Origin of the sequence: Spartinivicinus poritis, assembly GCF_028858535.1 — a bacterium.
Classification (GTDB): domain Bacteria; phylum Pseudomonadota; class Gammaproteobacteria; order Pseudomonadales; family Zooshikellaceae; genus Spartinivicinus; species Spartinivicinus poritis.
Map to the genome: position 1 here is coordinate 1 of NZ_JAPMOU010000047.1, position 24,389 is coordinate 24,389.

Consider the following 24,389-nt stretch of genomic DNA (forward strand, 5'->3'; position numbering starts at 1 on the left):
ATACTACACCATAACTGGTCTGCAGGTGTCGTGTTGATCGTTCTTTGCTAGGCGAAGAAATGGAGCCATGCCTGTAGTCCAGCCCTTTAAGTCTTCCTCATCCTGCTAGTCAAGCATTAAAAACTTCGGAATCGAGTAATAGCAGTTTTTTAAGCTATTATTTTCATGAATAAAACAATAGATACTATTGGTATTGGCCTAGTTTGTTTTCTTATCTCATTGAGTAGCTTAGAATTTTAGTGTGTTGGCTAGTAGTATATAAATAAGCTGTTAGATTACAGCCTTTTTCACTGTAACCTGATAATTTTACTTCTCGTGTGATAGTTTCATATACAGTAGCCATGTGATAGTTACCTGTGCAACTATCAAATAAATACATTGTACCATCACCGCTAACATTGAATGCAACAGTGTATCTTTTCTTTTGAGTAAAGGGATATCGTAGCTCTTTTATCTGAAATGCTGTACCGTTTAATGCGTTGCTATGTTTTGATGGAAGTGCGGCGCCTGTTGAATATACCCAGCCATTTAGCTTAATTTGGTTGGTAGAATCATTACTGTTTTTTCTCCTAGCTGCTTCCATTTTGAGAGTCACCGTATCCACCTCGTTTCCGTCTGAGTCTACCCATTTACCGCCTATGTCGAATATCCATAGACCATGGAGACAACCATAACTAGCACTGGTGCTTCTCCAAGTACCCCAGTTATTTTCAGTGGAATATGGGCAAGTTTTAGCGGCTTGAGAAACAGCCGAAAAACTTAGAGTAGCAACAAGTACTAATGGCAGTTTTACTATTAATAAAAAATTTAAAGATATATTTCTAAGCATATTAATATTCTCCTAAAAGAAGTGAATGCACATAAATCTATGCGGTAAGTACTAATTATCAGGCTTTGCTAGTACGGAAGGCATATAGAAATAGGCTCCTTTACTGTTTATATTGGCTTCGCAAAAAAAATCAAAAATATACAACAAAATGGGCTCGGTTACACTTGGGACACCTAGCCAAATAATTGCTGATTGAATATCAAGCCCTCGAGATATCTTTCGTTATAATGCTTTTATATAGTATGAATGCGTATTATACCAATTTAAGGTAATTGATAGCGTGGCTATTGTCTGAAAGCAAAGAGTTTTACGTTTCTTTACATATTACAATACTGTAGACAGTTTTTGGTCTTATAGAGGTAGGTTGAACCAAAGATAGCAACTGCGAGAATGCGGTTGTCTAAGCCGTATTAACACAGATCACGCAAAAAAGAAGCCATTCATACTCATTTGAATGCTTCATTGGTAGCACTGAATTTATTTAAACTAGAAGATCTGCAGTTAAAAGGAGACAAATATTTCAATAGCCTCATGGAAACGCAAGAAATTTAGCCAGCATTTAATGGAAAAACTTTTTGATGAGTTAGGGCTGAGTAAAAGTAATAAAAAAGTTGCTCAAGTGTATGAACGGCTAAGCGACTATGGGTCTATTGCTGCATAAAAGTGTCTACAGTATTGTTGATGATATACTGCAACGAAAGTGGTTTACATAGCACAGAAGAAGTCAGCTTAACGCTGGCTTACTGTGCTCTATTATGGTTAAAACGGCAGTAAGTAACTCTGGTAAAAGTCTACTTATATGAAAAGGTCTCTGTATTAAAAATCACTGACATTTTTTTATCAGCGGTTGATTTTCCCATTCTGTTATAAGGTGTGTCTTCTGCTTATTTCTAGCTAGTGTGCTGTCATCTAGTAGGCATTATGGGTAATCGCTAAGTTAGGATAACCGTCAGCTTCTAGAGCAAGCAGCCGGTTAGCGACCAAAATAGGTTATACTCCTCTTATCAAACCCAGTGGTTGTTTGTATATTGACCATAAAGTTAACCAAACTTCAATTCCTCTATCGCTTGTTCAATTTCAGCGGATTTTTTGCTGACTGCTTTATCAAGTTTATTCATTTCCTGAGACAGTTTTTCAAGTTGATCTTCTTCGTTACTTAAAGTTTTGACGTAGCGTTGTCTTAACTGTGACTCTTCTGGGGTACTTCCTAATGCTTCAATATTTTTTCTTATCCTATCCTGACCTTTTTCAATTTTCTTTAGTTGATTTAGTTGTTGTTTGTGTTGCTGTGCTAAATTGGTTTTTTCGGCGGCTAAATTGGCGATAACCTCCAGTTGTTGTTTAATTTCGCTAGAGATTAGTTTTAATTGATTGAGAGCCTGAATCTCTTGGTTGGCTATATTAGGAATTTGGATAGCATCGTAACTGCGTTTAGCTTCAACCACTTGGTATATGGTTTGCTGTTTAGCAGGTAGGGGTATATGAAAACGCCAGTAGTTGTCTGTGGTTTCAATTAAATCGTCAGTATGTTCGCTTAATTCATAACTAAATGGGTGGTCTAGGTAAAGAGTGGCTGTTTCATTTAGTGTAGAGATTATCGTATATTCAGTAATATATTCTTCACGATAATGCCTGATAATAAGCTGTTTCTGTTTGGTTGCGTGGGTATAATGCCGTTCGCTAGTGGTGATTTTTTTCCTGACAGTAACGCCAAGTTCTACTGAATAAGGAATTACCTGCTCGCTGTCAGCTTTCATAGTGCCTAGCATCGCTTCACCAACGTAATTATCACCTTCAAAAACAGTAATTGGGCCGCCTTCTAAAGTAAGATCTGAAGTATTTTGCAAACAAATACTAGACATTGGATTGATATCTCGAATATCGGCATTAAAAAATAATATTTTATTGGCTGCCATATTGGTCTGTAAAATAGGTACTAATGCTGACCGGCCACGTTCTACATCGACAGGCTGAGTGATGTCATAAGAAAATAAGTCACCCATTTCCTGATTTTGCGTTTGTATATTAATAGATTGTTCAAAAGCTTTCGCTCTGCTTATAGGTTCAGGAGCTGCACCTGCCGCGATAGGCTCGGCAGCCGCTGCTGCAAATACTTCCGTATCAGCCCCTGCTAGGTCTAGCATGGCTTCTGGTTCTTCAAGCATTGACTGGTAGCCTCTTTCTACCAGTGGAGGTGCTGTGACAGGGGCTTGTTCAACAGCAATTTCAGGGCGCTGCCGAAACCTTGGTGTGTAAAGGTCATGAATGAAAGAAATGGGTAAGCCTGCCACCAATGATAGCTTAATATTACGCCAGTCTTCATCTGTCGTATTATCAATTAATGCCCAGCCTTGTAAAATGGTCAATTGTTTTTCTGAGTCATTGGAATTGTCTGCATTAGACTGGTTGTCTGGTAATACCAAACGGTAAGAGGTTTTCCAAACCGGTGCTGCCACGACATAAGTAATAGATATCTTCCGTTCACCTTTACCCACGGTATAAATGGATAAGCGTTTTTGGCCTTTATTTAAACTGGCCGCAAAAATATCCAGTAATGAATTAAGTTCTTCTTGAACTGAGTGGTCTTCAATTGTGATTTCGGATAATGCTGATAAACGGTAATGAACAATACCCTTGGTTAAGGTATAAATAGCTAAGTGGGGGACTGACAGATTGTTGTCATTGGCAATGGGTAGTTCTTCGATACCAATGATTGAACCGGTAATAGCTTGGTTGTCATGGTTGAGTTTAACCTTAACCCCTTTCAGTTGATCTAGTAAGCTGGTAATTGCACCTTTTTTAGGAATTTTAATATTGAACTCTGCTAAGCGTTTATCAACAGGCTCTTCACTATCATAGGAAAGTGCACCAAAAGTACCACCATTAAAATCAAGTGTGGTTAGACTTTTAAGCACATCATTCATTTGTTCCTGCTTAAACGATAGTTGAATTATTTCATTGTCTGTCACCTGACCATCACGTTGATAGTAGGCAACACCATGTTTAAATAACACGACGCGGGTAATGGGCAACATAAACACATCCATTGTGTGAGAGTTATTGGCTTAGCTATAGCATATTAGGGGATAGTTAATGCTGCCACTCTCTTGGGTCCAACTTATAGAACCCAATTAATTGTTCGAATAGTTCCGGCTGTTCATGGGCCATGGCATGAGGTTTTTCAAAAAAAGTTTCTGTCGCAACTGCAAAAAACTCTGCGGGGTTAGTAGCGCCATAATAATCCATTACACTATTATTGCCGTTTTGTGCGGCTGCTCTTAAACGGTGAAATTCTTCTGCAAATACCTGGGTCCAGACACTATATGACTGATTAATTGCCAGTTGTGGTAAACCATCAGCATAACCATCGGCTGTATCCAATTGATGAGCAAATTCATGGAAAGTCACATTATGACCGTCATCAGGATATAAACCACCGAACTTCACATCATGCCAGGAGAGAATAATACGACCATTTTGCCAGGATTCACCCAACCTTATTTCTGGGGAAACCTGATGAATATCATCAGTATTTTCACCATGCAACTGAAATGAACCGGGGTAAACCAGAATAGACTGCAGTTTGTCGTACCAATTATCAGGACGGCCAACCACTAACAAACAAGCTTGAGCCGCGATGGTAACTTTTATCTCATCAGTAATGGTTAGGCCAGCACAACCATAAAATTTTTTTTGTGCTACAAACAGTAAAATTAACTGATGTAATCGCTGTTTGATCGAGTCAGGTACTTGTTTGTAAAACGAAACATTTCGCTGTAGATATTGTTGCCATTGAGTGGGGAATGGTTGGTTGATAATTTTTTTAATCTTTTGGCGAGGATAAATCAGTAAATAATAACTTAATCCACCAATAAGTAGCAGTGAAGCAAGGGTAAAGCTTAGTAACATATTAGTTCCTTATAAACACTACTTGGTATCTCTGGTTTAGGTATAGATAAGAAGATGGGGTGTTTTTTTGCTTTTAAAAGGCTGACAGCTATTGCTACCCTGATATAGGGCCTGTTGAAAGGAAATAATGATAATTATGACAAATCCTATGGGGCATTTCCGTAACAAAGTAGTAGTGATTACTGGGGCATGTGCAGGAATTGGCAGGCAGCTTTGCTTGCGGTTTGCTAAAGCGGGGGCTTGGGTGGCCATGCTGGACTTAAACCAGGATGAGCTGGATACCATGGTCAATCATTTAGAAAGTCTCAATACCCAGGCGTTGGGTGTAAAGTGTGATGTTGCTGATTGTCAGTCAGTACATGAAGTCTTCAATCATATTATTGATCACTTTGCAGGTATTGATGTGTTGATCAATAATGCCGGCATTACCCATCGTAGTGCCTTTGTTGATACCGATATTCAAGTGTTACGACGAGTGATGGAGGTTAACTATTTTGGGGCTGTTCATTGTACGAAAGCAGCACTGCCCAGTTTACTTGAAAGGCATGGTCAATTAATCACCATGAGTAGTGTATCTGGGTATGCTCCTTTGTGGCATCGCAGTGGCTATAACGCAAGCAAGCATGCGCTACATGGTTTATTTGATTGCTTACGACTAGAGGTGGCAGAACAAGGAGTGGATGTCATGCTGGTTTGCCCAGGGTTTACAGCTACAGACTTGAATCGTAATGCTTTGCAAGGTGATGGTGGGATCGATACCCACACTTTTTCCTGGCAGGGGCAACTGTCTTCGGCTGTAGATGTTGCTGAGGCGATTTATCAGGGAGCATTGCAGCGGAAGCGGCTGTTGGTTTTATCTAATCTCAATAAAAGTGCACGGTTTTTATATCGGCTCTTTCCTTCATTTTTTGAGCGTTATATTGCCGAGAAAATGAGTGGTGTAAATGGTCAGCGGTAAGTAAAATGTTGCTATTTTGCAGTAGCCACTACAATCTTATGACACCAGAACGCTATCAAAAATACCAACAGACATTAAATCTGCGGCAGCCTGATTTGACTGTATTAACCGATCAGGTACATAAACCCCATAACTTATCCGCCATTATCAGGACCTGTGACGCGGTAGGAATTCATGAAATTCATGTTACCCAGCCTAAAGAAGGCTATCGGGACTTTCGCGGTCGTGCTTGTGGAAGTCAGCGCTGGGTACAGGTTAACTTATATGATGAAGTGACGGATGCTATTACGCAGTTACAACAGCAGGGGTATGCTATCTATGCTGCGCACTTTTCCGAGCAGGCGGTTAACTTTCGAGATGTTGACTATTGTCAGCCTTGTGCAGTGTTATTAGGAGCTGAAAAAAAAGGAGTAAGTCCCACTGCGGCAACATTAGCTGATCAGCATATTACGATTCCAATGCAAGGTATGGTGGGATCTTTTAATGTATCAGTTGCTGCTGCGGTCATTTTGGCTGAAGCACAACGCCAGCGTGAGCAAGCGGGTCTATATAAACACACCAGGCTAAACCAGGGTGTTTATCAGCAGACTTTATTTCAGTGGGCGTATCCTGAACTGGCTGAGTATTGTGACCAACGAGGGCTGGCTTATCCTGAGTTAGACGAGCAGGGAACATTGATTAACCCGTCGGAATGGTATGCAAAGGTAAATAACTAATCATAAAGTTGATAGCTGGTATCAGTATGAGTAATGTTCTTGAAAACTTATTAAATTTATTAAAGCTGGAAAAAATAGAAGAAACTCTGTTTCGAGGCCAAAGTCAGGATTTAGGCTTTCCTAATGTATTTGGTGGCCAAGTCATGGGCCAGGCGTTATCTGCCGCTAAACAAACTGTGCCCGAAAGCCGGTCTGTGCATTCTTTTCACAGTTATTTTTTACGCCCTGGTGATGCATCAAAACCTATTATTTACGATGTTGACTGTATTCGCGATGGTAAAAGCTTTACTACCCGACGAGTGGTGGCTATTCAAAAAGGACGCCCAATTTTCAATATGTCAGCTTCATTTCAGATAGAAGAAAAGGGCTTTGAGCACCAAATGCCAATGCCTGAGGTGGCCCCACCGGATGGGTTGATCTCAGAGCTGGAAATGGCTCGCCGTTGTAAGCAAAAAATTCCTGCAAGCTTACGAGATAAATTCACTTGTGATCAGCCAATAGAAATTCGCCCAGTAACGCCTATTAATTATTTGGCTCCCGAAAAGCGCGAAGCCAAGCACCAAGTATGGTTTAAAGCGATCAGTAAAATGCCTGACGACCCAAGGGTGCATAAATATTTGCTTGCTTATGCCTCTGATTTTAGCTTTGTTACCACGGCATTATTGCCCCATGGTGTGTCTTTTTGGCAGCCTAATATGCAGGTTGCGACGATTGATCATGCGATGTGGTTTCATCGTAAATTTCGTTTTGATGATTGGCTGTTATATTCCATTGATAGCCCATCTGCCTCAGGTGCAAGAGGGTTGGTAAGAGGTCAGTTTTTTAACCAGGCAGGTGAACTGGTTGCATCCACTATTCAGGAAGGGTTGATTCGGCAACGTTAATATTATTACTAGGTAATTTAGCCTGTGAGAAAGTTTAACTAATTGCTGGCTTTGTAAGTTATTTTTTTAGTTAACTTTCTCTAAAGTTCAAGCCAAATAGACTGTTAACAGGGGAGTCTTTGGTTTCTTGAATGCTTTTTTCAAATCTTAGCCCAAGCTTGCTAAGCAGTTTAATAGAGGCTTGGTTATCAGGTGAGGTAATGGCGACTAGCCGTTTAAGTTTTAATGTATTTCGGGCATGATCAATCACTGCTTTAGCAGCCTCAAAGGCATAGCCATGGTTAAAGTATTCAGGAAGAAATCCATAGCCAATATCAATATCATCAAGAAAATCTCTTTTAATTAATCCACAAATACCAATGGGAGTATTTTCTTCAAGTGTTTCTACCATATAAAGGCCGATGCCAATGCGTTGATACATAGCAATAGGGCCATTTAACAGATATTGCCTGGCTGCTTCAATCGAATGAAGTTGCTTATCTCCTACAAATTTCAAAAAAAGCTCTGTGTTATATAATTGATAGATAAAGCTTGAATCTGCTTCTGTTAACCAGCGGATATGTAGCCTTGGGGTTGTAATGGCGAGTGTCATAGCTGAATAATAAGTGTATTGTTTGATTATTTATTGTCAGGGCGGTATTTTCCTAACAATACGTCTTCCATGATTTGATCAAGCTTGCCATTAAGAGTCAATACTTTAAGTCCTTTATTAAACTTTTCTAACCAATACCGTGCTTTAGGACTTTTTTTTGATATTAATAAATACCAGTAAGCTTCACGTATTGGGCGGGGGTGATTGGTGAGCAAGTCTGTACTGCTACCAGAGAAGTGCTCAGCTAATAGCTCATAGCCAACTTCAGGCTCTATTACAAACAGTTGAATTCGACCTCCTAAGAGTTTATTCAAATTAATTACATCTGTATTAGCAATATGAACGTCAAAAATATTACTCTCGATGGCTTTTTTCAACCCTTCTCCATAATAATAGCCGCGGGTAACACCTAGTGTATAACCTTTTAGGTCATCCCAAACCTTCCAGTCAAAAGGCATATCTTTTCTATGAAAAAAAACCGTTCGAAGGGTTAAAACAGGGTCGCTGTATAGAAAATATTCTTGCCGTTCTTCATTTTTACCCCATAATAAGGTTGCATCCCATTTGCCTTCCTTCGCTTGTTTCATTGCTCTTTTCCATGGATAAAAGCTATAGACAACCTTAATATTTTCCAGAGCAAATGCGGCTGATACGATATGCGAGCCAGCACCATAATGACGATAGTTTTGGGACATAAAGGGTGGCCACTCACCATTGGTGATTCGAATAACTTCTTCTGCTTGAGAAAATAAGCTACACCAACAGGTAAAAAAAATAAGAGTAGTAGTTTTTGCTCTAAATAGACTACATAATATCATGTTCAGCTCTAAATCATTCTATCAATACCGATGGATAGTCTATGTGGTGAGTAAAGTATAGGCTATTTAAAACTACTACCCATAATATAGGGTATAGAGAAAAAGATGATGTAGATCAATTAGAAGGTTTATTTGATGTTGGGCGGTATGTTCCCATGATAACGTTGTCTAATATCTGCTCATACATTCCATTCTTTTTTAATTCCTTTAGGCCAGTATTAAACGCTGATATTAAGTCAGTTCCCCGATTGATTTTGCGAGAGATAAGAAGGTGAAAGCTGGTTTCTCTGGCAGGTAAAGGATGATTAGTGATTAGGTTTTTTATACCTACTGGAAAACGTACATTTAATATTTCATAACCAATTTCTGTATCAATCACAAATAAATCAATTTTTCTAAGCAGTAGCTTTTTAAAATTAGCTATATCTGTTGGTTGGCGTATAACGGATATAATTCCTGCTTCTTCTGCTTTCTTGAAATCTTCGCCATAATAGTAACCCTTGGTTGCGCCAACGGTTTTACCTTGTAAATCGTTCCAGTCTTTCCAATCAAAAACAGTGTCAACTCGATGAAAAAACACTGTTCGTAAAGTGATAACTGGGTTGCTATACAAAAAGAGCTTTTCTCGTTCTTCATTCCAAGTCCAAATGAGTGAGCCATCCCACTGACCTGTTTGTGCGAGCTTAAGGGATTTATCCCAAAGGAAAAAGCCATATTGCACTTCGATACCTTGGAGTTTGAATGCTTGAGTCACAATATCAGAGGCTGCACCATAGTGTTTATAGTGTTCTGACATAAATGGTGGCCACTCACCATTAGAAAGGCGTACAGTTTCATTAGCATTTGCTGCTGGATGTAACACCCAAAAGGCACTAAAAACAACGATTGCTAATAGCTTCACATTGCACTCTCAAACTCTCTGGTGCGTTTGCACTTAGTATAGATATAGCCTCATCCCAAATCCTAGCGTTATCTCCATTGCGTAGTTAAAACAGTTTCAGACTAATAATAGGGTCTGAAAACGTCATGCATAAATATTTGCTTAACATTCGATATTTGTTGTCATACAATCTGCAGTATTCTAAAAACAGTCGACATATATAAGGAGTATGCAATGAACCAATTTAGTCAATATTTAGCTTTATTCAGTGCCAAGAATTTTAGATAGGTAGATCCAATATAATCATTGGCTAAGGACCACTAGGTGTTATTGCTTTTCAACAGGCTGCCAGCATGCCTTCAAAGCAACACCTGGATTGTGTGTTTACCAGAAGGCCAGAGACAGCAAACAATTTCTTATTAGAGGGCCCTTAAGCTGATGCGATCCTTTTAGCCTTGTGTTGCAAGTTTCAACACAAGAAGGAGAGACTTATGATAACAACAAAAAAATTAGATTTATTATTACTTGCCACTAGCCTGATGACTGTCAGTACCATTGTAGCTATCCTCACTTTGTTTCCTGAGACTGGTAAATCGGGAGCAAATTATATTTTTAATTTATTAACGATGATTTTTGGTGCACCAATACTGCTTATTGTTTTTTTTGCTGTAGTGTTTCTTGTCATACTTGGATTTAGTAAATATGGAAATATACGTTTAGGTAGTTCTAAACCTGAATACTCCACCTTTAGCTGGGTGGCAATGATGATTTGTGCAGGCTTAGGCTCTGCGACTGTTTACTGGGCGTTTGCTGAGTGGGCTTATTATTTCACATCACCACCATTAGGAATCGAAAAAGGCACAACTGAAGCCTATGAAATTAGTACGGCTTATAACCTATTCCACTGGGGGGTTAGTGCCTGGTCTACTTATTGTATTGCAGCATTACCTGTTGCCTATCACTTTCATGTACGCAAAAATCCTGGTTTGAGCTTGTCGGCAGTTTGTTCTGCGGTGAGGGGGAACAAAGAGATAACCCCTATGTGGCGAAGGCTTTACCGATTAATTGATACAATTTTTATTTTCACCTGTTTTGGTGGGTTGTCTATAACGCTGGGGGTTTCTGTACCTATGGTGGCAGAAATACTATCTTCTATTATCGGTATTAAACCCAGTTTTGGGATGAACTTAGGTATTATTCTGTTTATATCAGCGATCTTTTCTTTAAGTTCATACGTTGGTATTGCTAAGGGAATGGCACGAATTAGCAGTGTGAACACATACCTTGCTCTTGGATTTTGCCTAGCGGTTTTTATTATTGGACCCACGCTATACATAACCAAGTCTACCGTAAATGGCTTGGGTACTATGTTTCAAAACTTTATTAAAATGAGCCTATGGACTGATCCAGTTGAAAGCAGTGGTTTCCCGGAAGGCTGGACAATTTTTTACTGGCTCTATTGGATTACCTATACGCCATTCGTTGCCTTGTTTATTACTAAGGTTTCAAAAGGGCGTACTATACGTGCAGTCATTACTAATATGTTAGTGAGTGGTAGTGCAGGCTGTTTCTTTTTCTTTGGAGTTATTGGTAACTTTTCACAACATGCCAATATCAATGGGTTAGTTGATGTGGCAGGGATGGTTGCTGCTGGTCAAGGCAATCCTGCTATTGTGCAGTTACTAAACACCTTGCCTATGAGTGCAATATTCATAGTACTATTTGCTGCAATTTCTATATTGTTTTTAGCAACTACCTTAGATTCTGCGGCATTTACTATGGCTTCTACCGTTACCCGAGGTCTGAAAGAGGGGGAAGATCCATCACCTATCAATAGATTGTTTTGGTGTATCATGTTGGCTGCTGTGCCATTGGCAATGTTGTTTATTGAAGCCCCTTTAAATACTATTAAAACCTGTGCCATCGTAACTTCTATTCCTTTAAGCTTTATTCTTGGCTATATGGTTTATGGTTTTATTAAGTGGCTGAAAACTGATTATGGACATAAAACAGTTGAGGCAATACTACAAGAGTCCGCTGCTAAATCAAACGAAACTATTTCTGAGCCTGCCTGACGGGCTCCTTGTACTGTGTTGGCTTGCTAGGAAAGGCAACCCGCCTTTCACTTAGCAAGCTCTGGTTAATTTACTAGCTATTTTGCTGTAGTTTTTTGCCCAGTTCTGTAAAAGTGGTGACATTCTCTTTGGCTAGTTTGCCTGCTAACTGAGAATTTCCTTCGCAAATTGCTTTAATTAACTTAATGTGAGTATTTGCACTTTCCTGTGCATCGAAATCCAGGTGGGTCATTTTGATAAATATTAACAGTTGATTCAAAACACTGCTGTACATCCGCGCCAGTCGTTGACTACCACTTAACGATACAATTAGCTGATGTAGCTTTAGATCATATCTGCAAATTTCTTCAAGGTTGTCCGGCTGCGTTTTGCACAAATGAGTGTATTTTTCAAAAAAGCTTTTAAGTTCGCTGCTTTTTTCTTCTGTTATTTGTTCTGCCAGCATTTCAGCAGCCTTACTTTCCAAAGCAACTCTTAAGTGATATATCTCCCAAAGGTCATGCTCAGTAAAAGACACAACTCGCCAGCCAGCGTATGGCTTTTGAATTACTAAACCTTCGTTCGCCAGGGTGTTAAGGGCCATCCTGATTGTTGTTCGAGATAAGTCTAAATCTTTCGCAAGATTACTCTCCACCAGTTTTTCGCCGGTAGGATAAGCACCAGAAAGAATTTTTTCTCTTAAATACTCAACTGCTTGCTCTTCAAGGCTTTGTTTTGAAAACATCATTCAATAACCTGGTCTATATGAAAGCTGAGGCCATCTTAAAAATATTTTATACAATACTTGTGATTGTCAGTACTTACCGGGATTACTAGGGTAACTGTCAATTTTCTTGAGTAGAATTGTATAGGCTATAGCCCAATGCTTCTATCGAAATATAGTGTGTAGGCCAGAAGGTATTGAGTAGGGAACAGATGCTTTAAGGAGAAAACTAATATTATATCAGCCAGACTCTAGTAAATGAGGAGTTAACCCGGATATTTTGCTAGATATATCCAATGCTAAAGGCCTTGATTTCACTGGGCTACATGGATTTTCTCTGTGGAATGATGAAATATTCGGGTTAGAGCCCTGTTAAGCACCTGAGCTATTAATTAACCATAACGAGCAGTATATTCATGATCAGCTTGTTGGGGGGAGCTGAAGAAGCGGTGAATCATTGGCTCAAAGAAAGATAGAGGTTTCCAGTTGTAGTTAGGATCAAAGCAATTTTGGTCATACTCCTCACAGAAATGAACACAGTCTTCGAACCATGGTGAGTCTCTAAAAGCATCACGAGCATTAGGGTTTCCACCGCAGTGGTGAGCATAATAGTGAAGTTGGAAAACACCGTGATGCTTAACTATCCAATAGGTTTTGTCAGACACAAACGGGCGGAGAATAGCGGCTGCCATTTCGCTATGAGACCAAGGCGCTAAATCATCACCTATATCATGAACCAGTGCCGCCATAATCATCTCTTCAGTTTCTCCATTATTAAGCGCTCGTGTTGCAGACTGTAAGGAGTGTTCAAGGCGATTAATCGGATAGCCACCTAAAGTGAATTCCAGTCGCTTTAATGCTTCTATTATACGGTCAGGCAAGCCTGCTCGAAACTTCTCTTCTAAGCTATCCAGGTATTCAAACTCTTCACGGGTGCCATCGCTCAAGCGTGTAAAGCTAACGGTTTTCATGGTGACTCCTTCTTTTTGTTCTATTGTCTGTTTTCTTTTCTTAGCTCTCTTGCTGCGCTTTGGTATTTGTTCTTTTTTCTTCAGTTCTTTACTTCTTTTTTCATTTGTTTGTTGTTGTATTGCTAAGAAAGCACTGATGCAGCCTAACAGTCATCATACCTGTACATGAATTTTTGTCAAACAGTATTCTGTCGACAATTTGGTGTAAGTACCTGCTTTGGGAACGTAGTATTGCAAGGTGCTGTATGACTCTGCACCGTGTCGAAATAAATTCGTAAACAATATGAAGGAATAGAGCGAGTGGTGAATTAACTTGAGGTAGGTAGAGGATGGAATTTTTCTATTAGTTTTTATTTCTTAAGCGCTTTCACCTTGATAAACAGGTTTAGGCAGACAGGGGCTATCTGTTGCCTTTGGATTAATGGTATTAACCCCATGAACATCAATAAGGCGAGTGGTGGCTCTGAAATAGAGGTTGCCTCTGTTGCACTAAATTGAATTTCTCTGATCTGAAAACGATTAGGAAGTTGAGTTTCTATAGGAAACAACCGAACTCGATTAAATGGTCCTACTGTATTTGAGTAAGCAATATCATGAGTGTCTACAGCAGTGGGGGATAACAGGTCTTCTTCTAAAGCAACCAGACTAGTGTCGTTATAAAACGCTAAATTAAATGTAATGATACTATCGTCGTTGACTGCATAGTCATTATAGAGGCGGATTGAGTCGCTTAGATAGTAATTTGAAAAATTAAATTCAATATAAGCACCTGCTTTATAAGGGTTAACATATACCTGGCTGCTGGTATTACCATCAATAAAACCATTAGCTGAGCCTACGGCAAAAGTCATTCCTGATGCAGTAGCAGAGTCTGGCGTAATAAGAGCGGCTTGTGCTGTATAAAATGGTATTAAAAACAAACAAGAAAAAACGGCTGTTAGTAAGCGCTTTAATTTGATCATGGGTTTATTCCTTAGCTGCTGCCAAGTTAGGCGGGTGATTGTATAAACCTATAAATTGGGGGAAAGGTAACTGAACCAAAACCAAATAGTAAATAATACCTTTGTCTAGCAGTGCTAATTATCGACTATTTCTTATATTAGGTGTAAAAATAGTCAATTAGTTGAAAGGCATCTCTAAAAAAGTTTGGTTGATACAGTACTGTTATTAGCTGTCAATAAACGGGTATTATTCGCTGAATTTATAATTTATTAGATAAAGCGTAGTAGGTTAGTCATGAAGCAATACACCAAGAAAAATATAACAACGATATATTGTGCTCACCAACTTTTACATTGGGCTGCCTTTGGGCTTATTTTACCTGTCATTGTATTGCTTTTTCAAACCAGGGAATTAGGCTTAAGTGAGATAGGCATAATTATGGCTGTTTGGATTGGTAGTACAGCAATTTTTGAGTTGCCGCTAGGTGGGGTTGCAGATCAATATGGTAGAAAGCTGGTATATCAACTTTCATTAGTCATTAATAGTATTGGTATTGGTGTTGTATTGATCGCGAATGGTTTTCCACTAATTTTATTGGGTGTTGCTTTATTAGGGTTAGCCAGGGCAATGTATTCTGGCACGTTAGATGCCTGGTTTTATGATGCTTTTACTAAAGCAGAAGGTGATATGGATTTTCACCAGTCTACCTCTTATGTGGTGTTTGCTGTCACTGCTGGTTTAGCGATTGGCTCTTTGTCGGGGGGTGTTTTGCCTGAATGGGAATGGTTACAAAGCACATTAAATTTTCAGAGTGAGTATGATGTTATTTTATTGGTCAATATTATTTTTAATGGCTTGCTACTTGTATTTACATTTCTATTTATTGAAGAAACAGTGAAAGAGGTTCAAGCAGTAAAAGAAACAGTTGCAAACCGCTCATTAGGTGCACTTAAATTTTGTTTGAGTCATGATGTAATAAAGTGGCTTTCATTTGCCACTATTTTTTACGGTATTACCTTGTCAACGATAGAAGCGTTTTGGCAGCCTCAGTTAAAAAGTGTTTTAAGTGTCGATCAAGATAGTATTTGGATATTTGGGGTTGTATCCAGTGGTTACTTCATTGTTGCTGGAGTATCTGCATTAGTAGCGCCATTATTGTTGAAAATCCTAAAACAGTCTCATCGGTTTCTCTTGTTTGGTAGCCGTTTTTTGGCTGCACTAGTGTTATTAATGTTAGCTTTTGCAAGTAGCTTAACCAGTTTTGCTAGCTTTTATTTATTATTCTTTTTCTTATTTACCCTGGGGGTTAGTTCAGCAAGGGTCATTATTAGTACCAATACTGATAATAATCATCGCTCAGCGGCACTTTCAGTCTATTCTTTATTATTAACTGGGGGAAGTGTTCTATCCTCAACAGTTTTTGGTTTTATTGCAGAACAATATAGTATCACCCTGGTTTGGATTGTTTGTGCAGTGCTTTTAATTATGAGCTCATTTTGGTTTATAAGGATGAAACCTTCTCCAGAATGAGCGGAAAACTAAGGCCCTGAAAGGCGCTGCCTGACGGGCTGTTAGCAAATTTAATTTTTTTCTACCAGAGACTGACCAGCCCCATTAGCAGTGGCTATGTCTTTTAAATCAAATGGATTAACTCCTTCCAGGCATGCCACATTAACGCCATACAGAGCAGGATTGCTGCGGCGCTGGTGATGAGTGTAAATACCACAGGTTTTGCAGAAATAATGTTTGGCTGTATTAGTATTCCATTGATAAAGGCTTAGGTTATCTGCTCCTTTGGTAACGGTTAACTTGTCAAGTGGCACGCTGGCTACGATAGCGCCTTTGCGACGGCATAGTGAACAGTTACACCGTCTAAGTTCTTCAAGCCCATTTTCTAATTCAACCTGAAATATGACTTTGCCGCAGTGACAGGAACCTGTTTTTATTTCCATTATTACTCCATTAATTTTTATGTACTATTATTAATAGCATACAATAACTAGTAACCAATTAGAATTTCTACATGTTGATAAGGAAGTAGTCATGTAGGTTGACCTTTCTACTATTAGTGGATACTTTTATAAAAAATCAGTAAAGCTAATAGTATACCCACCATGAATTATTTTTAGGTGTAAAAATAAAGAGTATAGTTAAAGTTAAGGGGAAATATAATGGAAAACAAACCAAAGTTACTAGCCTTTGCTGGTAGTTTGCGGAAAGAATCAGTTAATAAAAAGCTGGTTCAAGTAGCTGCAAAAGGAGCCGAGCAAGCAGGTGCTGAGGTTACTTTTATTGATTTAGTGGATTATCCATTACCTATTTTAAATCAAGACGATGAGCAAGCAAGCGGTGCTCCAGAAAATGCTAAAAAATTGCACCAATTGTTTGCTGAGAGTGATGGTTTTTTATTAGCCAGCCCTGAGTATAATGGAGGGATGTCAGCAGCACTAAAGAATCTGATTGATTGGTTGTCTCGACCTTCTTCTGGTGAGCCTGCACTGGCTGCTTTTGAAGGTAAAATCGTGAGTTTGATGAGTGCTTCACCTGGTGGGTTGGGGGGTATCAGGGCATTACCTAATGTTCGGTTTATTCTGGATGGGCTGGGCTGTATTACTTTGCCGAAACAATTAGCGTTGAGTAAGGCGTATGAAGCATTTGATGAGCAAGGTAACCTAGTTAATAGTGAACAACAAGAAACGGCACTTCAATTGGGGCGTAATGTGGTTGATATGGCTAAGAAGTTAATAAACTAAATGACTGGGGTGAAGGGAGTTTATTGCTCCTGCCTTGCGCTATTTGGTGGTATCCATTCCACCAGGCATAAACTGCCTTCACACCATCCTTGGTGGTTAGGAATGAAGATAACAATACCTAGAAATCATTCGTGAAGGGTATATTCGCGAAGAGTATATTGGGCACATAAGGCATTATTACTGGTTTAATAATTGTATTTCTCGCTGAATATTCTCTCTAGCCTGTTGTTCTAGTTGGGCAAAAAACTGTTCGCTAAAATACAATCTTTCTCGGGTTAAAAAATTCATTAATATTTGTTTTCGACCAGCTTGGTATTTATTTTGGGGTACAAACCAATATTCTTTTCTTATTTGTTGGCAATAGTGTAGATAGTTTACCCATTGGCTACCCAGTATGGCTAAGTCAAAGTCTAATAATAATTCAGTGTCTGTTTTATTGATGGGAAATAGATCTGCACTTGGTAAGTGTTTTTCAGTTGCTAAAATCATGTGTTCAACATCATGGCTAAGTGAACCTAAATGAAGTTTTTCAAGTTCCTTTATGGCTTTTATGGCACTGCGTTTTTCGTTGTTTTTCCGCCAGGGTAAATAGTAATAATCATGAAAACAGATAGAAAAAAATACTGTTGGTGGCGAGCTGATAGATGACTCATACTGTTGAAAGAGTGACAACATCTGCTCAATATGCTTCAGCGTATGATAGTGCCGCCAAGGTTGGCGATATTGCCCAACTAGCTTTTTGAGAGCTTTTTCCGCAACTACGGTGTGCTTGGAATGGGAGGGTTGGGTATAGCTGAGCCAATAGTCATAAAGCAGATTGTTATTCATATGTATCTTTATGGATAATTGATCTATCTAAATAGATATTGTTGTGATAGAAGGTGTGTAGAGTCAATGTCATAAGTCAAATAAAATCAATGACTTAGATCTTTGTGTGATTGTTGGCATGGTGCATGCTGTAGGAAACCTTAAAAGTGTTTTCAGTAAGTTTAAATCAGTAACAACCAGCAACCAGCTGGCAAGCAATTATCTCGATTATTGGAAGTTTATTATGTCATACGAAGTTATCCATCAAAAAGGTCAGTCTCCCATCAAGGCATGGACTCGTGGTTTGCCTTTTGAAGAAGCGGCTAAACAACAGTTACATAATATTGCCAGTCTGCCCTTTATTCATAAATGGGTAGCGGTAATGCCTGATGTTCATTTAGGTAAAGGCGCGACTATTGGCAGTGTAGTACCTACGTTTGGAGCGGTTATTCCTGCAGCGGTTGGTGTTGATATTGGCTGTGGGATGATGGCTGTTAAAACCAGCTTGGTTGCTGCTGACCTGCCTGATAATTTATACGGCATTCGACATGCAATTGAAGTGGCTGTCCCTCATGGAAGATCTGCGCGAGCCAGAAAAGGCAGAGATAAAGGAGCTTGGGGAGAAATACCAAATGATGTCGCACATGCCTGGCAGCCATTAAAGAAACCTTTTGAGCTATTAGCTGAGCAGCATCATGTATTGCAGCAAACCAATAACATTAATCATTTAGGTACGCTGGGTACAGGCAACCACTTTATTGAGGTCTGTTTAGATGAAGCTGAAAGCGTATGGTTTATGCTGCATAGTGGGTCTAGAGGCGTTGGCAACCGAATTGGCACTTATTTTATTGAAAAAGCCAAACAAGAAATGGAGCGCTGGCATATTCACTTGCCCGATAGGGATTTGGCTTATTTATCAGAAGGCAGTGAGTCATTTGAACAATATGTCGCAGCCGTCGAGTGGGCGCAACAATATGCTTTTACTAATCGACAAGTCATGATGAAGCGAGTCATTCATGCAGTTCAACAAACATTACAGCGACATTTTTCAGCAGAGTTGTTAGCTGTCAATTGTCATCATAATTATGTCTCTAGAGAACATCACTATGGTAAAGATGTATTAGTGACTCGAAAAGGAGCTGTTTCTGCTAAAGAGGGACAATTAGGTATTATTCCAGGCAGCATGGGAGCAAAATCCTTTATTGTAAGAGGGCTAGGGAACCCGGAAAGTTTTAATAGTTGTAGCCATGGTGCAGGGCGTGTTATGTCACGAACTAAAGCCAAAAAACTGGTGACAATGGCCGAACATGAAGCTGCAACCAAAGGTGTTGAGTGCCGTAAAGATAAGGATGTGATTGATGAAACACCATCTGCTTATAAACCCATTGAAAAGGTAATGAAGGCTCAGGAAGATTTAGTAGAAATCGTCCATACCTTAAAGCAAGTGGTGTGTGTTAAAGGCTAGTTAATTGGAAAAAATAGCCTTTTTAGCGATATCTGCTTATAAAATATCTTTTTTTAGGAAAAAGGTATTTGGCTTGCAATACCTGTAAATATATTGATACATCTAGGTGTCAGATAGGCATTAGGCGATAATAGTGGTTGCATTGGCTATCACTTTTCCTTGTGAAATAATCAGGACTGCTTATGCATCAATTGTTTTATAGATACCTCTATCATTAGAGGTACCCTTTATAAGGAAATAGCCCATGTTGCGCAAAGTAATCTTATTAGTTGGTATCGTATTTGTCGCTATTCAAATGTCAGTAGGGCAAGCTATCGCAGGGCACAGCTGCTCGTTATCCAGTCAAGATACTGCTCGACTGATTGTGATGTTTAAAACGTTGCAGGATCGCCAAAGCCCACAAATGTTAGATAACGTCGCAGGTATGGTTGGGCAGCAACAGCTGCAAATTATTCGTCCATTTCAAGAGAAAGGGTTAATTATTTGTGTGGTTGCTTCAAGCGAGACTGAGCTTGAAGATACCATCAGCAGTCTACAACAGCTACATTATATTAAATATGTAGAGGTAGACCAGCTAATGAAACCTGTTAAACCCAGTGCCTTAGGCATAAAATAACAGGCTTAAACTGTGGGGACAGTAAAATAAAAAATAGCGCCACCTTCTGGGTTGTTTTCAAATCGTAACTTACCTCCGTGGGTCGATATAATCGACTCACAAACAGAAAGGCCAATCCCCATGCCATAACTTTTTGTGGTAAAGAAGGGGTGAAACAGTTTATCCGCAGCGTCCTCTGTTAGCCCGTGGCCACGGTCAATAACAGATACTTTGACAAATTGATGGCTTTTATCCAACTCTGTTTTAACCCAAACCCCTATATCGCGGGTTTCTCGATCTCCCATAGCCTCCATACCATTACGGATCAAATTAAGAGCAACCTGTTGTATTTGTACTGGGTCGGCCTCAATGAGAGGTAATTCATCAGCAAGATCGAGGTGAATTTCCATGTTGTTATTGCGAGCATCTACTTCTGCCAATTTGACTACATCGCTGACTAATTTATTACAGTCAACTTTCTCAAGGCAGTGAGCAGGCTTTTTCACAAAGCTACGGATGCGGGCAATAATGTCTCCTGCCCGTCTGGCCTGGGTGCCAATTTTTTCCAGCGCTTCAGAAAGCGATTCTTTATTTAAAGGATCACGCTGAATCATCCGGTTACACACCTGGGCATAATTACAAATGGCAGTTAATGGTTGGTTAACTTCATGAGCAAACCCTGCAGCCATTTCTCCCATAGTGCTTAGCCGGGAAACATGGGTAAGGCGCTCTTTTTGCTCTTGTAGTTCATCTAGCGCCTTTTGCAGTGCTTCTTCATTTTGCTTGCGTTCAGTAATATCTTTAAATACTACAACTGCACCAGAAGGGTGGTGATCGGTATTGATTGGCGTGACTGAGTAGGTAACCGGGAAGTGATGGCCATTATGGTGCCAGAACACATCGTCTTCTATGTGTTGTTCTGAACCATCCTGTAAGGTTTTGAGAATAGGAACAGTATCAGGGTCATTTGGTTTAAGCAGGATATTGATAAGCTCTTTTCCAATCAAATCGTCTTCACTAAACCCAGTCATCCGGTTCGCAGCTTCATTGACAAATGTGATACAGCCTTTCTGGTCTAGGCCAAAAATGCCTTCAGTCATGGCTTCCAGAATACGCTGATTATCAGCTTCTAGCTGCTTATTTCTTTCAGATAGCGCGCGTTCTAGTCGATGAATTTTAAGCTGAGTAGCAACTCGGGCCAGTACTTCCTCTGGTTGAAATGGCTTAGAGATGAAGTCAACGGCACCTAGATTGAGCCCTTTTACCTTGTCTTTGGTTTCATCGAGAGCAGATAGAAAAATAACTGTTATGCCATTAGTCTCAGCATCGGCCTTAAGCTGTCGGCAAACTTCATAGCCATCAATGCCAGGCATCATGATGTCTAGTAAAATTAATGCAGGTTTGTTTTTTTGAGCAATTTTAAGTGCGCTTTCACCGTTTTTAGCTACAAGAAGCTTGTAGCCTCGGCCATTCAAGGTTTGTAATAATAGCTGTAAGTTGGTGGGATTATCATCAACCAACAAAATTTTATCTTCAGCGATATCTTGCTCTGCATGCACACTATTTGGGTTAGTTGCAATCATAAAAAGCCATCATTCCTATAATTCTTTGGCTAGATAGCTTGATTGTGCTTCATGATTGAGGAGCTCTGCAACCTCTTCTCAGCTAAAATGTTTGCCATCTTCTGTTAATAGGGACACTTTTAATCATCTGGGGGTGCTAGTGAAGGCTGTAGCCAAAGGGGGTATAGCCATGCATCATTTAATGCAGCTAGCACAATCAATATCGTTGTTGTCTTATTTTTGCGGTTATAATTGCTTGGCAGTGGTAACAAACAGTTGGGGGAATGTGAACCACATGCTGGCTGAAGGTGTGTGAAGTACACCAGCTGTTGGACAGTTGACATATAGGTGATGGTTAGCATTAACTGGTAAGCTTATAACAAGTTGCTTCAGGATAATTTAAGTTGCTTTATGAAAGTATTAGTGTTTGGTGGCTCAGGTCAGGTGGGTCATGAGCTATGTCAACAATTAACTGAACATGGCATCGTTTTTAAAGCACCTAGTCATGATGCTTTGAATATCACTCACAGCAAAAAAGTCACTGAGCTGATCAAGAGTTATCAGCCTACTATCGTCGTGAATGCAGTAGGTTATCGGGATTTGATGAAAGCGGAGTCAGAGCCTTCAAGGTGTTTTGCGATTAATCGCGATGCTGTAGCGGAAATGGCAAGCGCTTGTAAAAAACATCAGGCAACCTTAATTCATTTATCATCTTATCTGGTTTTTGATGGTGCTAAGGCGGAGCCTTATACAGAAAAAGATGCAGCTAATCCAAAGGGGGTTTTAGCTGGCAGTCTGTGGCAAGGAGAGCAGCTGATTAGAGAGCGCTGTCCAAATCATATTATTTTACGTTTAGGCTGGGTTGTCAGTGCCAGACGATATAATCTGGTTAATACTATCTTGTCTCAGTTAAAGCAAAATCAAGAAGTGTGGGTGGCCTCTGATCGCCTGGGTAATCCAACCCCAGCAGCAGATGTTGCAGCCGTAATTACTGCGATTCTTTATCAGTTGGACTGTGAAGCAGAGGTGTTTGGTACCTATCATTATGGTGGAGTAGAGCCTGTCGCAGAAAGTAAATTTGCTGAAGTATTACTTAATGATGCACTACAGTACGATGAACTCCCATCAGATAAGTTGTTAGTGAAGGAGTGTGGCCAATTAGACTATTTACCCCATTACTTGAATGCCCGGTTATCGGTTAGCAAAATCCGAGATACGTTTGGGATTCATGCAAAGGCCTGGCGCCCAGCGATTGCTAAGATAGTGAAAGGGTTTTATGTGTAGTGGGGGGAGAGTATGGAGCAATAGGGTATTTGTTCACCGTTCTTGAAGGGCCATCCATGAACCCTCAAGAACTAAAAAGGCATCCATGCCTTAGTGACCAAACACTCTATTACTCCATACATTCAGATTTGGCGGCGATTGAAGGGTTATTAGGCTGCACAAATGCTGTTCCCCCCTTTGATAAAGGGGGGCTAGGGGGGATTTAGATGGACCAGAGTTATTGAGCCATCAGTGCTTTATTAACATGTAAAAATCCCCCTTTTTCAAAGGGGGAAGTTGGATTGAGCTATAGTTTAACTCTCTAAAACTTATACCCTAACCCCACCATATAGACCCATGGGTCTAACTCAACATCTACTTTAGCTTTGGTATTACCTACTTTAAAGCTAGCCTCAGTATCAATATCGATATACCAAACACTGGCATTGACTAACAGGTTATCAGTCAACTTGTAATCAACCCCTGCCTCAAACGCAACACCCCAAGAGTCTTTTAATTTTAAGTCATTAAAATTTGCAGATTTATGTTTGCTGGAAAATTCTTCATCAAAGAAAGTAGTGTAGTTAACCCCTGCTCCCACGTATGGCTGAAGGTCAGCTGCGGTGTCATTGAAATAATATTGCAGAGTTAATGTCGGCGGTAAGTGTTTTACATCCGCTAGGGAGCCATCTAGATTACCACCATTTTTTAATGAAAGAGTGTGCTCGAATGGTGTTGCCGCTAATAAGCCAATCCCAATATGGTCAGTTAGCATATAGGTCCCAGTTAAGCCCAGTTGGGTATTGCTGTCTGCCCCTACTGTCATATCAGTTTTGGTCCCACCTAGCTTCACATTACCACTATCTTCATTTGGAGAAACAGTTGCTGCACCAGCTCTGACGATAAAATCCCCTTCCTGATAAGCCATTGCAGCTTGGCTAAGAGCTAAACCTAAAATAGCGGTTGTAAATACAGCAGTAGGTGTACGCATAAAAAATGACCTCATTATTCCTTATCGACAGCAACAAAGCGTTAACTGAAATATTAATCGGGGAACAATGTAACAATATTGAGTTATATCAATAGCCAGTTAAAAGGCAGGGGAAATTAAGTAGTTTTACTTATTATCTATAGGCTTTCTGTGTCTAAAAAGTCCACAGTGAACAGTAGATGATCTAAATTACGAGTAAGGCTATGTTATAGTACATACCCTTTGTATGTACTTCACTGAGAAACAAAGTGGATTTCTATGGCAATTAAAATAACAGGTAAAATTGGTGATTTAGCAGTCGACTTATCAATAGAAGCAACTGATGATTTAAAGGTACTGATTGCTGAGCTAAGTCGTGGTGTGCAGGAAGATAATACCTTTTCAGAGCAAACTCGAGAAACGGGTGATCGGTCAGTGAAGCTTGATGTGGGTTGTGACAATAAAGGTAGTAAATCAGTTAGCTTCTTTGAAAAATCATTAGATTTTATTAAACAGCAGGGAACGGCAACTAATTATCAATTAATTGATTTTCTTGCTGACAATGGTGCAGAAGATGTTGAAATAAAGCGAACCATGATGCGCCTTAAGCATAGCCATTTGATACAACTGGAAACTATTGCCGGTCCAGGGCAGAGCAGTTATTTAAAGTTTCACTGGCATGGCTGATACTCTCTTT

Annotated in this window: 24 protein-coding genes; 11 read left to right on the top strand and 13 right to left on the bottom strand. The window is 39.7% G+C overall.

The genetic code is table 11. The features are described from left to right. Positions 1–211: 211 nt before the first annotated feature. From ORQ98_RS23495 to ORQ98_RS23505, 3 genes are all read right to left on the bottom strand, one after another. Entirely contained in the window at positions 212–829 is a 618-nt protein-coding gene (locus tag ORQ98_RS23495) for a hypothetical protein (RefSeq protein ID WP_274691259.1), read from the bottom strand. A 1,040-nt stretch (positions 830–1,869) separates the two neighbouring features. After that, the gene (locus ORQ98_RS23500; RefSeq protein ID WP_274691260.1) at positions 1,870–3,864 is read right to left on the bottom strand and encodes a hypothetical protein; all 1,995 of its coding nucleotides are present in this window, start codon (positions 3,862–3,864) and stop codon (positions 1,870–1,872) included. Between the two features lie 55 nt (positions 3,865–3,919). Beyond that, positions 3,920–4,738 carry a M90 family metallopeptidase gene (locus ORQ98_RS23505; RefSeq protein ID WP_274691261.1) on the bottom strand — a complete coding sequence of 273 codons (819 nt, stop codon included), beginning with the start codon at positions 4,736–4,738 and terminating at the stop codon, positions 3,920–3,922. A gap of 136 nt (positions 4,739–4,874) precedes the next feature. Between ORQ98_RS23505 and ORQ98_RS23510 the strand changes: the two genes are divergently transcribed. From ORQ98_RS23510 to tesB, 3 genes are read left to right on the top strand one after another with little or no spacing between them, the layout of a single operon-like run. Then, on the top strand, positions 4,875–5,696 hold the full coding sequence (locus ORQ98_RS23510; protein WP_274691262.1) for an SDR family oxidoreductase: 822 nt from the start codon (positions 4,875–4,877) through the stop codon (positions 5,694–5,696). 38 nt (positions 5,697–5,734) lie between these two features. Next, entirely contained in the window at positions 5,735–6,412 is a 678-nt protein-coding gene (gene trmH, locus ORQ98_RS23515; RefSeq protein WP_274691263.1) for a tRNA (guanosine(18)-2'-O)-methyltransferase TrmH, read from the top strand. Between the two features lie 26 nt (positions 6,413–6,438). Further along, on the top strand, positions 6,439–7,296 hold the full coding sequence (tesB, locus tag ORQ98_RS23520) for an acyl-CoA thioesterase II (RefSeq protein ID WP_274691264.1): 858 nt from the start codon (positions 6,439–6,441) through the stop codon (positions 7,294–7,296). A gap of 70 nt (positions 7,297–7,366) precedes the next feature. Here the strand turns inward: tesB and ORQ98_RS23525 are convergent, their stop codons facing one another. From ORQ98_RS23525 to ORQ98_RS23535, 3 genes are all read right to left on the bottom strand, one after another. Next, the gene (locus ORQ98_RS23525) at positions 7,367–7,888 is read right to left on the bottom strand and encodes a GNAT family N-acetyltransferase (protein ID WP_274691265.1); all 522 of its coding nucleotides are present in this window, start codon (positions 7,886–7,888) and stop codon (positions 7,367–7,369) included. Positions 7,889–7,914: 26 nt separating this feature from the next. Beyond that, positions 7,915–8,706 (bottom strand): substrate-binding periplasmic protein, encoded by a 792-nt coding sequence (locus tag ORQ98_RS23530; RefSeq protein ID WP_274691266.1) that lies wholly within the window; start codon positions 8,704–8,706, stop codon positions 7,915–7,917. A gap of 115 nt (positions 8,707–8,821) precedes the next feature. Continuing rightward, a complete protein-coding gene (locus tag ORQ98_RS23535; protein ID WP_274691267.1) occupies positions 8,822–9,607 on the bottom strand; it encodes a substrate-binding periplasmic protein in 786 nt (261 codons plus the stop codon). A gap of 470 nt (positions 9,608–10,077) precedes the next feature. Here ORQ98_RS23535 and ORQ98_RS23540 point away from each other — a divergent pair, with 470 nt between their 5' ends. Next, entirely contained in the window at positions 10,078–11,661 is a 1,584-nt protein-coding gene (locus ORQ98_RS23540; RefSeq protein WP_274691268.1) for a BCCT family transporter, read from the top strand. Between the two features lie 73 nt (positions 11,662–11,734). Here ORQ98_RS23540 and ORQ98_RS23545 read toward each other — a convergent pair whose 3' ends face one another. The 3 genes from ORQ98_RS23545 to ORQ98_RS23555 all read right to left on the bottom strand — a co-directional run bounded on the left by ORQ98_RS23545 (position 11,735) and on the right by ORQ98_RS23555 (position 14,297). Further along, positions 11,735–12,388, bottom strand: a complete 654-nt coding sequence (locus tag ORQ98_RS23545) for a GntR family transcriptional regulator (RefSeq protein WP_274691269.1) — start codon at positions 12,386–12,388, stop codon at positions 11,735–11,737. Between the two features lie 368 nt (positions 12,389–12,756). Further along, entirely contained in the window at positions 12,757–13,335 is a 579-nt protein-coding gene (locus tag ORQ98_RS23550) for an HD domain-containing protein (protein WP_274691270.1), read from the bottom strand. Between the two features lie 350 nt (positions 13,336–13,685). Next, positions 13,686–14,297 (bottom strand): hypothetical protein, encoded by a 612-nt coding sequence (locus ORQ98_RS23555; RefSeq protein ID WP_274691271.1) that lies wholly within the window; start codon positions 14,295–14,297, stop codon positions 13,686–13,688. 274 nt (positions 14,298–14,571) lie between these two features. On the opposite strand from ORQ98_RS23555, the gene ORQ98_RS23560 reads away from it, so the two are divergent. Further along, positions 14,572–15,807: an MFS transporter gene (locus ORQ98_RS23560; protein WP_274691272.1), complete on the top strand. Its 1,236-nt coding sequence runs from the start codon at positions 14,572–14,574 to the stop codon at positions 15,805–15,807. A 50-nt stretch (positions 15,808–15,857) separates the two neighbouring features. Here ORQ98_RS23560 and ORQ98_RS23565 read toward each other — a convergent pair whose 3' ends face one another. Next, entirely contained in the window at positions 15,858–16,229 is a 372-nt protein-coding gene (locus ORQ98_RS23565; RefSeq protein WP_274691273.1) for a GFA family protein, read from the bottom strand. Positions 16,230–16,448: 219 nt separating this feature from the next. On the opposite strand from ORQ98_RS23565, the gene ORQ98_RS23570 reads away from it, so the two are divergent. Beyond that, a complete protein-coding gene (locus ORQ98_RS23570; RefSeq protein WP_274691274.1) occupies positions 16,449–17,030 on the top strand; it encodes an NADPH-dependent FMN reductase in 582 nt (193 codons plus the stop codon). Between the two features lie 177 nt (positions 17,031–17,207). Here the strand turns inward: ORQ98_RS23570 and ORQ98_RS23575 are convergent, their stop codons facing one another. Then, complete coding sequence (locus ORQ98_RS23575) at positions 17,208–17,858, bottom strand: HD domain-containing protein (protein WP_274691275.1); 651 nt, start codon at positions 17,856–17,858, stop codon at positions 17,208–17,210. A gap of 223 nt (positions 17,859–18,081) precedes the next feature. Here ORQ98_RS23575 and ORQ98_RS23580 point away from each other — a divergent pair, with 223 nt between their 5' ends. Continuing rightward, positions 18,082–19,302, top strand: a complete 1,221-nt coding sequence (locus tag ORQ98_RS23580; protein WP_274691276.1) for an RtcB family protein — start codon at positions 18,082–18,084, stop codon at positions 19,300–19,302. A 244-nt stretch (positions 19,303–19,546) separates the two neighbouring features. Further along, a complete protein-coding gene (locus ORQ98_RS23585) occupies positions 19,547–19,918 on the top strand; it encodes a hypothetical protein (RefSeq protein WP_274691277.1) in 372 nt (123 codons plus the stop codon). 5 nt (positions 19,919–19,923) lie between these two features. Here ORQ98_RS23585 and ORQ98_RS23590 read toward each other — a convergent pair whose 3' ends face one another. Then, a complete protein-coding gene (locus ORQ98_RS23590) occupies positions 19,924–21,480 on the bottom strand; it encodes an ATP-binding response regulator (protein ID WP_274691278.1) in 1,557 nt (518 codons plus the stop codon). A 390-nt stretch (positions 21,481–21,870) separates the two neighbouring features. Between ORQ98_RS23590 and ORQ98_RS23595 the strand changes: the two genes are divergently transcribed. Both ORQ98_RS23595 and ORQ98_RS23600 read left to right on the top strand, forming a co-directional pair. Further along, entirely contained in the window at positions 21,871–22,743 is an 873-nt protein-coding gene (locus ORQ98_RS23595; protein WP_274691279.1) for an SDR family oxidoreductase, read from the top strand. Between the two features lie 56 nt (positions 22,744–22,799). Next, a complete protein-coding gene (locus ORQ98_RS23600) occupies positions 22,800–22,949 on the top strand; it encodes a hypothetical protein (protein ID WP_274691280.1) in 150 nt (49 codons plus the stop codon). Positions 22,950–23,044: 95 nt separating this feature from the next. On the opposite strand, the gene ORQ98_RS23605 is transcribed toward ORQ98_RS23600, so the two are convergent. Next, the gene (locus ORQ98_RS23605; protein ID WP_274691281.1) at positions 23,045–23,713 is read right to left on the bottom strand and encodes an OmpW family outer membrane protein; all 669 of its coding nucleotides are present in this window, start codon (positions 23,711–23,713) and stop codon (positions 23,045–23,047) included. Between the two features lie 258 nt (positions 23,714–23,971). Between ORQ98_RS23605 and ORQ98_RS23610 the strand changes: the two genes are divergently transcribed. Beyond that, positions 23,972–24,379 (top strand): hypothetical protein, encoded by a 408-nt coding sequence (locus ORQ98_RS23610; protein WP_274691282.1) that lies wholly within the window; start codon positions 23,972–23,974, stop codon positions 24,377–24,379. Positions 24,380–24,389 lie beyond the last annotated feature (10 nt).